The 14,556-nt window shown below is 40.5% G+C and carries 15 protein-coding genes; all 15 read left to right on the top strand.

The genetic code is table 11. The annotated features are described in order from the left end of the window. Positions 1–781: APC family permease (locus tag HMPREF9200_RS04530; protein WP_038144731.1), on the top strand; the 781-nt coding region annotated here is incomplete at its 5' end. Between the two features lie 384 nt (positions 782–1,165). Further along, positions 1,166–2,431 carry an N-acetylmuramoyl-L-alanine amidase gene (locus HMPREF9200_RS04525; protein WP_009353620.1) on the top strand — a complete coding sequence of 422 codons (1,266 nt, stop codon included), beginning with the start codon at positions 1,166–1,168 and terminating at the stop codon, positions 2,429–2,431. Between the two features lie 3 nt (positions 2,432–2,434). Beyond that, complete coding sequence (locus tag HMPREF9200_RS04520) at positions 2,435–2,989, top strand: GerMN domain-containing protein (protein WP_009353602.1); 555 nt, start codon at positions 2,435–2,437, stop codon at positions 2,987–2,989. Between the two features lie 114 nt (positions 2,990–3,103). Continuing rightward, complete coding sequence (locus HMPREF9200_RS09000) at positions 3,104–3,760, top strand: ABC transporter permease (protein ID WP_009353631.1); 657 nt, start codon at positions 3,104–3,106, stop codon at positions 3,758–3,760. A 23-nt stretch (positions 3,761–3,783) separates the two neighbouring features. Next, the gene (locus HMPREF9200_RS08995; protein ID WP_255260722.1) at positions 3,784–4,644 is read left to right on the top strand and encodes a glycine betaine ABC transporter substrate-binding protein; all 861 of its coding nucleotides are present in this window, start codon (positions 3,784–3,786) and stop codon (positions 4,642–4,644) included. Next, the gene (locus tag HMPREF9200_RS04510; protein WP_009353605.1) at positions 4,645–5,373 is read left to right on the top strand and encodes an ABC transporter ATP-binding protein; all 729 of its coding nucleotides are present in this window, start codon (positions 4,645–4,647) and stop codon (positions 5,371–5,373) included. It abuts the gene before it with no gap. A 216-nt stretch (positions 5,374–5,589) separates the two neighbouring features. Beyond that, on the top strand, positions 5,590–7,530 hold the full coding sequence (gene thiL / locus HMPREF9200_RS08855) for a thiamine-phosphate kinase (RefSeq protein WP_009353607.1): 1,941 nt from the start codon (positions 5,590–5,592) through the stop codon (positions 7,528–7,530). Further along, a complete protein-coding gene (gene tsaE, locus HMPREF9200_RS04500; protein ID WP_009353604.1) occupies positions 7,527–8,000 on the top strand; it encodes a tRNA (adenosine(37)-N6)-threonylcarbamoyltransferase complex ATPase subunit type 1 TsaE in 474 nt (157 codons plus the stop codon). Before thiL ends, tsaE begins: the two co-directional genes overlap by 4 nt. Continuing rightward, positions 7,997–8,785, top strand: a complete 789-nt coding sequence (tsaB, locus tag HMPREF9200_RS04495) for a tRNA (adenosine(37)-N6)-threonylcarbamoyltransferase complex dimerization subunit type 1 TsaB (RefSeq protein WP_009353601.1) — start codon at positions 7,997–7,999, stop codon at positions 8,783–8,785. Before tsaE ends, tsaB begins: the two co-directional genes overlap by 4 nt. Continuing rightward, the gene (gene rimI / locus HMPREF9200_RS04490; RefSeq protein ID WP_009353597.1) at positions 8,785–9,237 is read left to right on the top strand and encodes a ribosomal protein S18-alanine N-acetyltransferase; all 453 of its coding nucleotides are present in this window, start codon (positions 8,785–8,787) and stop codon (positions 9,235–9,237) included. Before tsaB ends, rimI begins: the two co-directional genes overlap by 1 nt. Further along, the gene (tsaD, locus tag HMPREF9200_RS04485; protein ID WP_009353606.1) at positions 9,234–10,274 is read left to right on the top strand and encodes a tRNA (adenosine(37)-N6)-threonylcarbamoyltransferase complex transferase subunit TsaD; all 1,041 of its coding nucleotides are present in this window, start codon (positions 9,234–9,236) and stop codon (positions 10,272–10,274) included. Before rimI ends, tsaD begins: the two co-directional genes overlap by 4 nt. After that, positions 10,267–11,727: a sensor histidine kinase gene (locus HMPREF9200_RS04480; protein WP_009353618.1), complete on the top strand. Its 1,461-nt coding sequence runs from the start codon at positions 10,267–10,269 to the stop codon at positions 11,725–11,727. The genes tsaD and HMPREF9200_RS04480 overlap by 8 nt, the downstream gene beginning before the upstream one ends. After that, positions 11,705–12,277, top strand: coding sequence for an ANTAR domain-containing response regulator (locus HMPREF9200_RS04475; protein ID WP_009353598.1), 573 nt, complete (start codon positions 11,705–11,707; stop codon positions 12,275–12,277). Before HMPREF9200_RS04480 ends, HMPREF9200_RS04475 begins: the two co-directional genes overlap by 23 nt. Before the next feature lie 172 nt (positions 12,278–12,449). Then, positions 12,450–12,728, top strand: a complete 279-nt coding sequence (gene groES, locus HMPREF9200_RS04470) for a co-chaperone GroES (protein ID WP_038144714.1) — start codon at positions 12,450–12,452, stop codon at positions 12,726–12,728. A 42-nt stretch (positions 12,729–12,770) separates the two neighbouring features. Next, positions 12,771–14,399 carry a chaperonin GroEL gene (gene groL / locus HMPREF9200_RS04465; RefSeq protein ID WP_009353625.1) on the top strand — a complete coding sequence of 543 codons (1,629 nt, stop codon included), beginning with the start codon at positions 12,771–12,773 and terminating at the stop codon, positions 14,397–14,399. The last annotated feature ends 157 nt before the right edge of the window (positions 14,400–14,556 follow it).

The following is a 14,556-nucleotide window of genomic DNA, read 5'->3' as shown; positions in this document are numbered from 1 at the left end:
CTATGTGAAAGGTGTTAACTTCCAACCAATGCAATCTGTGCCAGATATGACGCAAGCAAGCTTTGGAGCGGCAGCTTTAATTATTTTCTACGCTTTCACAGGTTTTGAATCTATTGCGGTAGCAGCGGAAGATATGGAAAACCCTGAACGCAATGTGCCAAAAGCAATTATTCTTGTATTAACACTGGTATCTATTGTATATATCTTAATTCAAGCGATTTGTATTGGTATCATGGGTGATTCCCTTGTTACATCTAAAACTCCTGTAGCCGATGCAGCCTTTGTGTTCATGGGACCTTTGGCGAAAGCAATTGTTACAGCAGGTACACTGATTTCTATCGGTGGTATTAACGTAGCATCTTCCTTCTTGGCACCACGTTCTGGGGTAGCTATGGCGGATGATGGACTGATTCCTAAAGTAGTATCCAAACGTAATAAAAAAGATGCTCCTTATGTAGCTATTATTGTCACTGTAGTATTTGCAGTTGTATTATCTTGGACTGGTAGTTTTGAAAAATTAGCAGCTATTTCCGTAGTATCTCGTTTTGCTCAATACTTGCCTACTTGCTTAGCAGTACTTGTATTCAGAAGCAAACGCCCAGATATGGCTAGAACATTCCGTGTACCATTTGGTCCAGTGATTCCAGTATTAGCGGTTGTAGTTAGTATCTGGTTGTTAACTCAATCTTCCTTGGAAAAAGTATTCTGGGGACTTGGTGGCTTAGTAGTAGGTGCTGTATTGTACTACATTATGAATCGTAATGGCAAACAAACAGCTTAGTCGCCTAAAATAATAAGTTTATAAGATATTTGTGGGTTCTTACCATTAGAGGCCTACAAGTAGATTATGAATGATCGAGTGGAAAGCTCTACATAACATGTATATATAAAAGTAAGAAACATAAGTAGGCATGTAGTATAGTCAGTTTTGATGGATACATAAAGCCTACCTATGTTTCTTTTTATCTTTATCTACTGTACGAAATACTCAAGACAGTGTATCTTTTCTAGAAATACACAAGCAAATACTAGTTCTGGATTTTAGATAAAATTGTAAAAAGAATAACTTTCATTACTTTTTCATGTATATAGCTCACAAGTATGGTATAATAAGGATACTGTCTAAAGAAAACTATCCAGTGCAATACAGATTGGAGTGAGATATTTGCGTAAGTTATTTGCCCTATTGGGTATGTTAGTATTGGTGTTACCAGTTCTGTTTGGTGTCACGAAGGCTGCGAATGTGACAGATCTTCATTGGGTGACAAGAAATGATGCGCCAATTCCTTTTGTGAGAATGGTCTTTAGTTTATCAAGTCCTGTTCATGCTACGGCTTCTATCAGTGCTAGTGGTACATCGACAACATTAGTGCTAAAAAATGCTACTCTAGCAGGAGCACCTACATCAATTGTGATGGATGATGGTATTGCTAAAAGTGCTACACTTTCACAACAAGGACAAGATACGCTAGTAAAAATTGAAACACCAAAAGCTATTGATGTAGAAGATTTAAAAGTATTTACATTAAAAAAAGACACTGTGAATAATAAGCCATACCGTATGGTGGTGGATATTCAGAAAAAAGGGGTGGCTCCACGAGAAAACTACTATGGGAAAAAGCCTGTAGTGGAGGCTAAATCTGCTGTAGCTGCTAAACCAGTGGTAGCTACTGCATCTGCAGAGGTAAAACCTGTTGTACCTAAGGAAACACCAAAACCAGTGGCTAAGGTGGAGAAACCTAAGGCAAACTCACCGGCAAAAACAGAATCCAAGGAAGGACCTAAAAAACCAATTGTCTTACCAACAATCCCAGAAAAACCAGTGCCACAATCAGTAAGTTATCGTACATCTGGTGGCATCAAGGGTAAGATTATTGTGTTGGACCCTGGACATGGTGGTAGTGATCCAGGTGCTATTGGACCAACCGGATTGCAAGAGAAGCAAGTGACCTTGCCTATATCAGAATATTTAAAATCTATACTGGAAGCGAAAGGTGCTAAAGTTATCTTGACTCGTACTACAGATGTAGATGTGTATGGTCCACATGCGAGTGGTGTTGATGAATTACAAGCTCGTGTGAATGTGGCAAATGCTAATCAAGCTGATGCATTTATCAGTATCCATATTAATTCTTTTTCCAATCCTAATGTAGGTGGGATTGCTACCTACTATTTTGACGGATCTGAGCAGTCGAAAAAACTAGCTTCTTCCGTACAAGGTCAGATTGCTGATCATAGTGGATTTAATGGTGATCGTGGTATTCAACCAGGAAATCTGTATGTATTACGACACTCCTTTATGCCATCTATATTGGTAGAGTTAGGATTTATTTCAAATCCTAAGGAGGAAGGTCATTTAAAAGAATCATCTACACGACAACAATTTGCTAATGAATTAGCAAAAGGGTTGGAAATCTATTTTGGAGGTTAATTCATGAAACAATCATTACGCTATGGCTTAGTGGCTATGATGAGCGTTTGTGTCATTGCTCTGGCAGGTTGTAATTCTCAAGATTTGAAACTAGATCTAGGAAAACAAACAACCGTTCAATCGACTACATCAGAAGATAAAAAAGCGATGGATAAGATGACAAAAATTGTGGTCTATGTACCGCGACAAGATGGGAAAGGCGTAATGCCACAACCGCTTACGATTGATAAAGAGCGTAAAACGGTAAAAGATGCCATAAATTTGATGATTGAGCAAGATGGTCGTGCAGAATATCCAGTCTTTGCAAAAGGCACAAAAGTAGTAGAAACATCAAAACATGATGATACAGTTACAGTGGTTTTGAATGATGACTTTTTACAGGATGCTACAGGTTTAACAGCCACACTTCGCATTGCATCCATCGTTAATACAGCAGTGGAATTTGATGGTGTACATAAGGTATATGTAAAGGTAAAAGGAGTGACCTTGCCGACTTATGGTAATATTGATTTAACGCGCCCATTGAAACAAATGAAAGATAAAATCGTAAAAGATTAAGTACTATGTTGGGGGACTCTTAATAAAGAGCCTCCAACATTTTTATACCTTAAATTCATGGTAATTTAGTATGAAAAAAAGATCTACAAACATATTGTAAAAAGGGAGGATTTAATGATACAAAATTTATTAGAAGAGTTAGGGAAGAACTGGCCATTTTATATGCATTTATTGCTAGAGCATATAGGCATTACTTTTACAGCAGTCATCATTGCCACGATTTTGGGTTTGGCTATAGGAGTATTCATCGCACGGAAACAAAAACTGGCTAATTCTGTTATATCCGTAGTGAATATTGCTTACACTATACCCTCAATTGCTTTGTTGGGCTTTTTGATTTCTTTTACTGGTGTGGGAAATACGACGGCTATTATTGCTCTTACCATCTATGCGTTGTTACCTATCGTGCGTAGTACCTATGTAGGGATTACCACTATTGATCCAAAGATTATTGAGGCTAGCCGTGCTATGGGTAGTACAGATAGGCAAATTTTATGGAAAATACAGTTACCGCTAGCATTTCCTGTTATCTTCGGAGCTATCATGAACATGGTGACTATGACCATTGCCTTAGCAGGGATTGCCTCCTTTGTAGGGGCAGGAGGGCTAGGCGTTGCTATTTACCGTGGTATAACTACTAACAATGAAATATTGATTTGGATTGGCGGTATTTTAATTGCTCTCTTAGCTTTGGTCATAGACGGCATACTAGGCTTCATTGGTAAACTAGTAGAACAGCACAAAATGCATACGGTAGTGAATAAAAAATAGGCTATGCATTGGGAGCTATCTTAGTGATTATTTTTGGTGTCCTGGGAATGCAACAGTATAGTAAAAACGATACCATTCACATTGCATCAAAACCTGTATCGGAAGGATACATTTTGGCGGAAATCGTGGGTACTCTCATTGAGGCAGATACTGACTTGAAGGTTAAGTACACCCATGGTGTAGGTGGCGGCACATCTAATATTCATCCTGGCATGGTGCGAGGCGATTTTGATATGTATCCGGAGTATACAGGGACATCTTGGCAAATCGTGTTGAAACATAAGGAAGACTACAAGAATGACAAGTTTCCTATGTTGAGTGCAGAGTACAAGGACAAGTATCATTTTTTGTGGAAGGGCATGTTTGGTTTTAACGATACCTATAGTATTGGCATTCGAGCAGATCTAGCGAAGGAATATGGCATTAAAACGTTTACTGATTTGGCGAAATATGCTGGACAGTTAACATTTGGAGCGGAATATGATTTCTTTGAACGAGAAGATGGCTATAAAGCCTTAGCTAATGCTTATAACTATCACTTCAAAAAGGTAGTAGATATGGACAATGGCTTAAAATATCAAGCCTTGTTTGATAAGAAAATTGATGCGATGACGGTGTTTACTACAGATGGTCAGCTGTCTGATCCACGGGTTGTAGTATTAGAGGACGATCGAAATTTTTACCCAAGTTACATGGCAGGCATGGTTGTACGTGAGGAAACGTTACAGAAACATCCTGAGCTAGAAAAGGTATTACATCGTTTGGACGGTATCTTAGATGAAAGTACTATGGCACAGCTGAATAAAAGGGTAGAAATTGATAAGGAAGACCCGAAACAAGTGGCAAAGGAATTTTTGCAATCTAAAGGATTGGTGGTGAAATAGATGAATCAAATTATAGAATATAAAAATATTGGAAAGTCCTATCAAGGGAAATGGGTGGTGAGACATTGTAACTTGACCATCAACGAAGGGGACTTTCTTTGCATTGTAGGTACGTCTGGGTCAGGGAAGACGACGCTGTTAAAAATGATTAATGGATTGATAGTACCCGACGAGGGAGATATTACTATTTTTGGAACTCGTGTCATTGATCAGGATATTATTTCTTTGCGGAGAAAGATTGGCTATGCTATTCAAGGGGATGGACTGTTCCCCCATATGACGGTAGCAGAAAATATTGGGTATGTGCCTAGACTAGAGGGTGCACCGAAAGAAGAGGTAGATGCTATTGTAGAACGCATGCTTTCATTAGTGGGCTTACCACTAGATAGTAAGGAAAAGTATCCTAAGGAATTATCTGGAGGTCAACAACAACGGGTTGGCATCGCCAGAGCCTATGCGAACTCGCCGAAGATATTGCTCATGGATGAACCATTTGGAGCAGTGGACTCTATTACAAGGTATCAACTACAAGAAGACTTGAAACATATTCATAAGCAAACGGACTGTACTATTGTGTTTATCACCCATGACATGCACGAAGCTTTCAAGCTAGGCACACATATCCTTGTCATGCACGAAGGTAAGATACAACAATATGGAACAACGGAGGAAGTAAAGAATCATCCGAGTAATGACTATGTGAAACAGCTAGTGGAGATGACGCGGTAGGGATATACAAATCTACGGAAACATAGTAAAAGGGAATCCTTATAGGGGTTCCTTTTATTTTTATTATCCTTTGGTCCCTAGTATGGTACAATAAGAACAACGTGTATAGAAAAGTGATATACAGATCTTATAGTTCAATTGCAATAGTATATCGTTATTATCCGTAACGGCATAGATACGTTAGTTTGTTATTACACAATGAAACGAGGTGGTACCATGCATAAGGATCCTTTTGAGGAATATATCCGTCAAGGTGAAGCTAGTCAATATGAAAAAGCTCAAGCCTGGAAGACAGCTATTGGTTTACAAGCTGTCGATGGGTTGACGCCGTCTGCCTATTTAGTAGACTTAGCAAAGAAGAATATTGAAGGGCAGATGTCCCTACAGGTTCTTCATACATTGTTGGAAAATTATTATGAATCCTATCCGAATCAAGAAGATAGAACAGCAGAAGCGGATATAGTATCACTTCGTATGTCGGAGTTGCTCTTAGAGAAAGCTTTCAGTTTTACGCCGAATGAGTACCTATCGATTCATAGACAATTGTTTACAGATATCTATGCTCATGCGGGCAGTATACGAGATTACAATATCACAAAAAAGGAATGGATTCTCGATGGTGATACGGTGACCTATGGTAGCGTGTCTGAACTAGGGGCAATCTTACGCTATGACATAGAGCAAGAAAAAAATTTTTCCTATGCCAATTTGGATATGTCAGAGACGATTCGTCATTTGGCTATTTTTGTTGCCAGATTGTGGCAGATTCATGTATTTGGTGAAGGAAATACGAGAACGACCGCTGTATTTTTTATTAAATATCTCCGCACCCTAGGCTTTACAGTGACGAATGATATGTTCGCCAACTATGCGTGGTACTTTAGAAATGCCTTAGTACGAGCCAATTATCAAAATTTGAAACTAGGAGTGTATAGAACAACGGAATATTTAGAGCGTTTCTTGCAGAATTTGTTGTTAGACGAAAGCCATTTGTTATCGAATCGTTGTATGCATATTTATAGTACTAACGGGAATATACAGGAAGAAAGCATACAATATAATGACAATGGGCATACTATCAGCAGGGATACTATATCAGATTATGATGCTACTTCGGAGAGTGAAACTGTGGAGGACATGCGCTGTCACATGGAAAATAGTACTACTGTACCTGAGGGTAGGGTATCGTCGCTTGACGAATTTGCTCTCATCGACAAATTAACCCAACACAGTATCTACAATCCTACGTACGTAAAGGTCGGTGTTGGTGATGACTGCGCTGTTTATGATACGCCTTGCGATGTGGATCAACTGGTTAGTACAGACATGATGGTAGAAGGCATCCACTTTAGTGAAAGCACCACCGCCCCTTTTGATGTAGGGTATCGATTGGGGGCAGCAAACATTAGCGACATAGCAGCGATGGGTGGCACCCCACGGCATATGGTGGTGTCTATTGCAGTGCCTAAGGGGCGACATACGTCCTATGTAGAAGAAGTGTATCAAGGATTGCATGACATATGTGCGGAGTATAAAGTCAATATCATCGGTGGAGACACAGTATCAACGGAAGGACCTTTTGTGATTTCTGCCACAGTGTTTGGAGACGTTCCAACAAATCAATCTGTCCTACGCAGTGGAGCTCAAGATGGTGATGCAGTGTTCATCACGAATTATCTGGGTTTATCTTATGTGGGTCTTCATAGTTTGTTAGAGGGCTGCGAGGACTATCCGGTGAGTAGGTCTGTCCATCAACGGCCCATTCCTCATATAGAATGTGGTATAATAGCAAGAGACTTAGGTGCCACGTCTATGAACGATATCAGTGATGGCTTGTCCAGCGAGCTCAACGAGATTGCCAAAGCATCGCAGGTGATTATTTACATTGATGAAAGTGCGTTGCCAATCCATCCAGAGGTTCAGGCCTATTGTGAAAGTCATCAAATGAGTCCTTATCTTCCTATGTGGACAGGGGGGGAAGACTTTCAGCTAGTGGGAACTATTCCAGCTGAGATGGCAGAACACTTGCCTACAGAGACGTTCACTATCATTGGACATGTTAAAGCAGGCAATGCACAGGTATTAGTAGACCGTGATGGACAATGGATTAAAGTGCAACCTAAAGGATATAATCATTTGGATAAAGGAATACTATGAATACCATACAATATACAACACACTCCGTAGAGGAAACGTTGGCTCTAGGTTATAGGCTAGGGAATTTTATGAAAGACTATGAAAGCCCAATTTGTATTGCCCTAGATGGCACGCTAGGGGCAGGGAAAACGCATTTTTCCCAAGGGATTGCAAAGGGTTTTGGAGTTACAGAAGAAGTGACAAGTCCTACATTCGCCTTGATGAACACCTATGACGTAGATGGTTCTAACTTGTACCATTTCGATTTGTATCGGTTGGACTTGGTAGAGGAACTGGAAACCATCGGCTTTTACGAATATACAGAGGAAACGAAGTCCATTGTTGAATGGGCTAGTAAGTTTGTCGATGAATTACCAGATACGACAGTGTGGATTGAGATTTCTGTCGGTGATGATGGATCTCGTCAGTTTACAGTTCGTACGGACTTACTTTCAGAGGAAACATTACAATGCATAGGAGAGAACCTATGATTTTAGGAATTGAAACGAGTAGCGCCATTGCTAGCGTAGCGGTAGGAAATGACAAAGAAATACGAAGCGAACTCATTGTACAGGCAGGGCTTACTCATTCTGAGCAATTGGTGCCACATATTGAAGTGGTGCTGACAACGGGGAAAGTAAAGAAATCTGACATTACCGGCATTGCCGTAACCATTGGGCCTGGTTCCTTTACAGGCTTGCGCATTGGCTTAGGCACGGCAAAGGCTTTGGCTTATGCTTGGAATGTACCCGTAGTAGGCGTGCTCACCACCGATGTGTTAGCCCAAAGTTTTATGTATTCTAACTATCGGGTATGCACTGTCATTGATGCACAAAAGAAACAGGTCTATGGCCGTCAGTATGAGTGGAATGGCGCGGACATAATTGCTTTAGATACAATAGAAGTACATCAAGTAACTGAATTGTTAGAGAAACTAGTACAGCTATCTGGAGATACTCCAGTGGTCATCGTAGGGGATGGTCTGAAGCGATTGGAAAAAGAATATGCCATAGGTGTAGAAGCAGGTCGTATTGACCCTATTAGACTTGTTATCGGTCATGAATCGAAGCAACGACCACGGGCATCTCATGTTATTCAAGTGGCATTACCACAATTCGTGAGTGGTACGATTCCTGATGCGCAGTCCATTGAGCCATTCTATATTCGTAAATCGGAAGCGGAAGTGGTGTGGGATGAGAAAAACAAAGACATCCTAGCCACTGGTACCTACGTGGAACCTACGGTAGTAGTCCGTGAAGCAGCAGGTGAACGATAATGGTCACATTACGAGAAGCCTTACGAAGTGATATTGAAGGTATCTACCAAATAGAGAGGGCCTGTTTTTCAACACCTTGGTCAAAGGAAGCTCTATTAGATGATTTAGAAGTAGAAGATAAGCTGTACCTTGTGGCAGAAGCAGAAGATGGCAAGATTATTGGTTATGCAGGATCTTGGCTAGTTTTGGATGAAGGTCAGATTACGAATATTGCTATTCATCCTGAACATCGTCGTGCAGGTTATGGATCTAAAATGACTCGTAAGTTAACGCAAATGCTCCGTAAACAAGGTATGAAACATATTTTTTTAGAAGTGCGTGTCTCCAATATTGCGGCTCAAGCCATGTATCGTAGACTTGGCTTTACAGCGGTAGGAGTACGTAAACAATTTTATTCAGATCCAGTAGAAGATGGGCTGATTATGAGGAAAGAAATGGAGGAACTGGCATGAGTATCTACACACTAGCTATTGAAACTAGTTGTGATGAAACATCGGCAGCAGTGTTGCAAGATGGCAGAACGGTCGTTTCTAATGTAATTTCCAGTCAAGTACCCATACATAGAAAGTTTGGTGGTGTCGTGCCAGAAGTGGCGTCTCGACATCATATAGAACAGATTATGCCAGTTATTGACCAAGCTTTGGCAGATGCGAATGTGACATTAGATGATATGGACCATATCGGTGTCACTTATGGGCCAGGTTTAGTTGGGGCTCTTCTGGTAGGGGTGTCAGCGGCGAAGGCTCTATCCTTTGCAAAAGATATTCCCTTGATTGGCGTTCATCATATGGAAGGTCACATCTTTGCAAATTTCTTGTTACACCCTGATTTAGAGCCTCCCTTCTTGTGCTTAGTGGTATCTGGGGGGCACACTATGATTGTTCATGTGACAGATTATGAAAGCTTTCAGGTATTAGGACAAACACGTGATGATGCGGCAGGTGAAGCCTTCGATAAAATCGCTCGCGTATTAGGCTATCCTTACCCAGGAGGGCCACATATTGATGCGTTGGCGAAAGTGGGAAATCCGGATGCCATAGAGTTTCCAAGATCCTTATTAGAAAAAGGAAACTTCGACTTTAGCTTTAGTGGTTTAAAATCTGCGGTGCTTAACTATATCAATGGAAAACAACAAAAAGGTGAATCCATCTGTCATGAAGATGTAGCAGCCTCCTTTCAAAAGGCTATTACGGACGTATTGGTAGAAAAAATGAAAGAAGCGGCTCATACATTAGGAGAAACGAAGATCGCCCTAGCTGGTGGCGTGTCGGCAAACAGTGGATTGCAACGAGATTTACAAGCCATGTGTGAAGTAGAAGGTTTGACTTACCTCACAGCGGGATCTATGTTGGCTACAGATAATGCAGCTATGATTGGTTGCCGAGCCTATTATATGGCACAAGCTGGTAAATTCAGTAACTATACTTTGAATGCAAAACCGTCCATTCCATTGGGTAGTGATTTGTGGAAAGGAAATCAACATGATTAGTTGGAAAGATAGCTTAGACAAAGAAACAGATTTATATCCTACACAACAGGCTTTACTATTGCAGTTCTCTGAACGATTAAGCTTTGGTAAAGCTATCAGTGAGCAAGGGGTGTCCCTCTTAGTGCAAGCTAAGGACGGACACCTTTTACTTAGTGGAGCGTTGGATAGTCGTCATACGGGGACAGTACAGAAATTAGACATACCCCTAGAGCATCCGATTCAACAGATATTAGATACAGGAAAACCTTTTGCAGGCCTATTGGAGTGGGAAGAAGAAACAGATAGTGGGATTACAGTAGAAACCTATCACGCCTATATCTATCCTATTGTAGATAATGGAGGCAAATGTATTGGTGCTTGTGCCTTTACTAATCCTGTGTCTGAAGTGTATTCCAATCGTTATGATGAATTTATGTCCATGGTATCACAGACCACGTTTCAAGGAATGTTAGTACCGCAATTACAACAACCTGAGTTATATGATGGGATTTCCGTATTAGATGGAATTATTTTCTTTGAACAGGATGGAACTATTTTATATGCGAACCGTGCTGCGAAAAAATTAGGGGATATATTTGGTATCGACAGACGCATACAGGGTACATCAATCTATAGCAGTACATTGAAAGTAGGTCGTATTAAAAAGGCTTTAGAAGATAGACTAGGTACGATTGACGAAGAATTATATGGTGATATTGCCTTGCGACAAGTGATGATTCCCGTTGTTCTTGGAGTTAGATGGAAACGTGGTATTTTGGTGTTACAAGATAAGACGGAGCTTCGAAAACGGGATCAACAGTTACTAGTAAAAAATTCTGTCATTAAAGAAGTGCATCATCGAGTGAAAAATAATTTGCAATCTGTAGCGGGTTTATTGCGCATGCAAAGTAGAAGAAGTACTTCCGAAGATGTAAAACAAGCCTTACAAAACAGTATTCATCGGATTGAAAGTATGGCTCTTGTCCATGAAATCGTGTCTAATTTTGATGAAGACTATGTGGCGTTGCGCAGTATTATAGAAGAACTGTGGCGCTTGTTGCGACAAGGGTTAGGGTCTTCTGAGCAACGCATAGACATGGAATATATTGGAGAAGACATTATTATGTCATCTCACAAGGCCAGCTATGTATCCTTGGTAATGAATGAACTCTTTTCCAATCTCTTTAAACATGCTTTCAAAGACAGAATAGAAGGTCAAGTACAGGTAGAGGTACGAGACGTAAGGGACGTTGGACATCATGACATGCTACACATTAGTATCCGTGATTCAGGCTGTGGTTTGCCAGGCGATTTTGAAAGTACTAGAAAGAGCCATTTAGGATTACAGATTATAGAGAATTTAGTGCGGAATGAATTGGATGGAAAAATTTCTTGGACATCCCAAGGGACAGGGACTATGGTAGATATTTGGATTTATAAAGGAGAAGAGTATGCGCGTCTTAGTAGTCGATGATGAGTCGCTCATTCGCATGGACTTGCGAGATATATTAGAAAGCCAAGGTCATACCGTTGTAGGGGAAGGTTGTAATGGTGTAGAGGCTATTCAACTATGTCAAGCAGTACAACCAGATATAGTATTGATGGATGTGAAGATGCCTGAATTAGATGGCATAGAAGCGGCTCGACAAATTCGACATCAACGATTGGCTCCGGTGGTGTTATTAACAGCGTACAGCCAAGATGATTTAATCCAAAAGGCATCTCAATCCGGAGTGTATGGCTATTTAATAAAACCTCTACGAGAATCGGACTTAGGTCCAGCTCTACAGATGGCTATGGGTCGTTTTCAAGAAGAAGAAAACTTGCTAGAACAGGTCAAAGGATTGGAAAGTTCCTTAGAAGAACGAAAATATGTGGCGAAAGCGACCGGCATATTGATGGAACTACACGGATTCTCTGAGGAAAAAGCCTATGAAAAAATACGTGCTTTCAGTATGGATAAACGGATTAGTGTCGTAGATACTTGTAAGAAAATTATTGCAGCCCATGAGGCTAAATCATAAAAAATTATGGCTGCTATGAAGCAAAGTTTTAACTATGAAAAAGTATTTAGTCAAAAAGTCAAAAAAGACTTGCAAAAATTTAAAAATGATTTATAATAATACTTGTGATTAGCACTCACCACTCTTGAGTGCTAACATCGATATTATAGTGTATAAGAGAAGAGGTATAACAATGAAACCATTAGGCGATCGTGTCATTATTCGTGTATTAGAAGTAGAAACAAAAACGGAAAGTGGTATCTTTTTAGCATCTTCCACAAAAGAACGTCCATCTGAAGGTACGGTTATTGCTGTGGGTCCTGGTAAATTATGTGACAATGGCGAACGTGTAGCACCAGAAGTTAAAGTGGGCGATACAGTTATGTTCTCCAAATATGCTGGTACTGAGTTCAAAATTGATGGCATTGACCATTTAATCATCAGCGAAAAAGATATTTTAGCAGTATTATAATCTGACCAAAGAAGGGGACGACCCCATATAGGAGGCTATACAATGGCAAAAGAAATTTTATTTAACGAAGAAGCACGCCGTGCATTAGGCCGTGGCGTTGACCAATTAGCAAATGCAGTAAAAGTAACATTAGGACCTAAAGGTCGCAATGTAGTATTAGAGAAAAAATTTGGTGCCCCAACAATCACTAACGATGGTGTTACCATCGCTCGCGATATTGAACTTCCAGATCCATTTGAAAACATGGGTGCTCAATTAGTGAAAGAAGTTGCTACTAAAACTAACGATGTTGCTGGTGACGGTACTACTACAGCGACTGTACTAGCGCAAGCTATGATTCAAGAAGGTATGCGCAATGTAGCAGCTGGTGCTAACCCAATGATCCTTAAAAAAGGTATCGAATTAGCCGTTAAAAAATTAGTGGCTGAAATTCAATCCAAAGCGATCGATGTAAACGGTAAACAAGACATCGCTCAAGTAGCGTCCGTATCCGCAGCTGATGAAGAAATCGGCGCATTGATTGCAGAAGCAATGGACCGTGTAGGTAATGACGGTGTTATCACTGTAGAAGAATCTAAAACATTACAAACTGAATTGAACGTAGTAGAAGGCATGCAATTCGACCGCGGTTACCTATCTCCTTACATGGTAACTGACCCAGATAAAATGGAAGCAGTTGTGAACGAACCATTGATCTTGATCACTGACCGCAAAATCTCCGTTATCGCTGATTTATTACCAGCTCTTGAAAAAGTTGTAAAACTTGGTAAAGAACTTGTGATCATTGCTGAAGACGTAGACGGCGAAGCATTGGCTACATTAGTAGTGAACCGCCTTCGTGGTACATTAAAAGCAGTAGCTGTGAAAGCTCCTGGTTTCGGCGATCGTCGTAAAGCTATGTTAGAAGATATCGCTATCTTAACTGGCGGTGTTGTCATCAGTGAAGAAGTTGGCTTGAAATTGGACAATGTGGACTTAGAACACTTGGGTACAGCTCGTCAAGTTCGCATCACAAAAGACGAAACTATCATCGTTGATGGCAATGGCAATAAAGACGTAATTGCTCGTCGTGTTGCACAAGTTCGCGCACAAGCAGAAGAAGCGACTTCTGAATTCGATAAAGAAAAATTACAAGAACGTTTGGCTAAATTGTCTGGTGGTGTCGCTGTGATCGAAGTAGGTGCAGCAACAGAAGTGGAATTAAAAGATAAAAAACTTCGCATCGAAGACGCATTGAACGCTACTCGTGCAGCTGTAGAAGAAGGTATCGTTGCAGGTGGTGGTACTACATTAATCGACATCATCCCAGCATTAGACGGTATCGAAGCAACTGGCGATGTATTGACAGGTGTAAACCTTGTTCGCCGTGCTGTGGAAGAACCACTACGCCAAATCGCTTACAATGCAGGTTTAGAAGGTTCCGTGGTAGTAGAACGCGTAAAATCTACTGAAAGCGGCATCGGTTTCAATGCATTAACAGAAGAATATGTAGACATGGTAAAAGCTGGTATCGTGGACCCTGCTAAAGTAACACGCTCTGCTTTACAAAATGCAGCATCCATCGCAGCATTAGTATTAACAACTGAATCCATTGTAGCTGACAAAGTAGATGAAAATGCTCCAATGATGCCTCCAATGCCTCCAATGGGTGGTATGGGCGGTATGATGTAATTTCAGATTGCATCAGTGGATCGCAGTATTGACTAAGTAAATACTATGGGGACTGTGAAAGAATAGGTGACTATTCTTTCATAGTCCCTTTTTGTTATATGGGATATATAGAAATGCCCTTGAATGCCTTGGGTATCCTTCTGGGGTATAGTTTCAT

Origin of the sequence: Veillonella sp. oral taxon 780 str. F0422 (assembly GCF_000221605.1) — a bacterium.
Taxonomy (GTDB): domain Bacteria; phylum Bacillota; class Negativicutes; order Veillonellales; family Veillonellaceae; genus F0422.
Note: the sequence above shows the minus strand (reverse complement) of the source record. Positions and strands in the feature narration are given on the sequence as shown.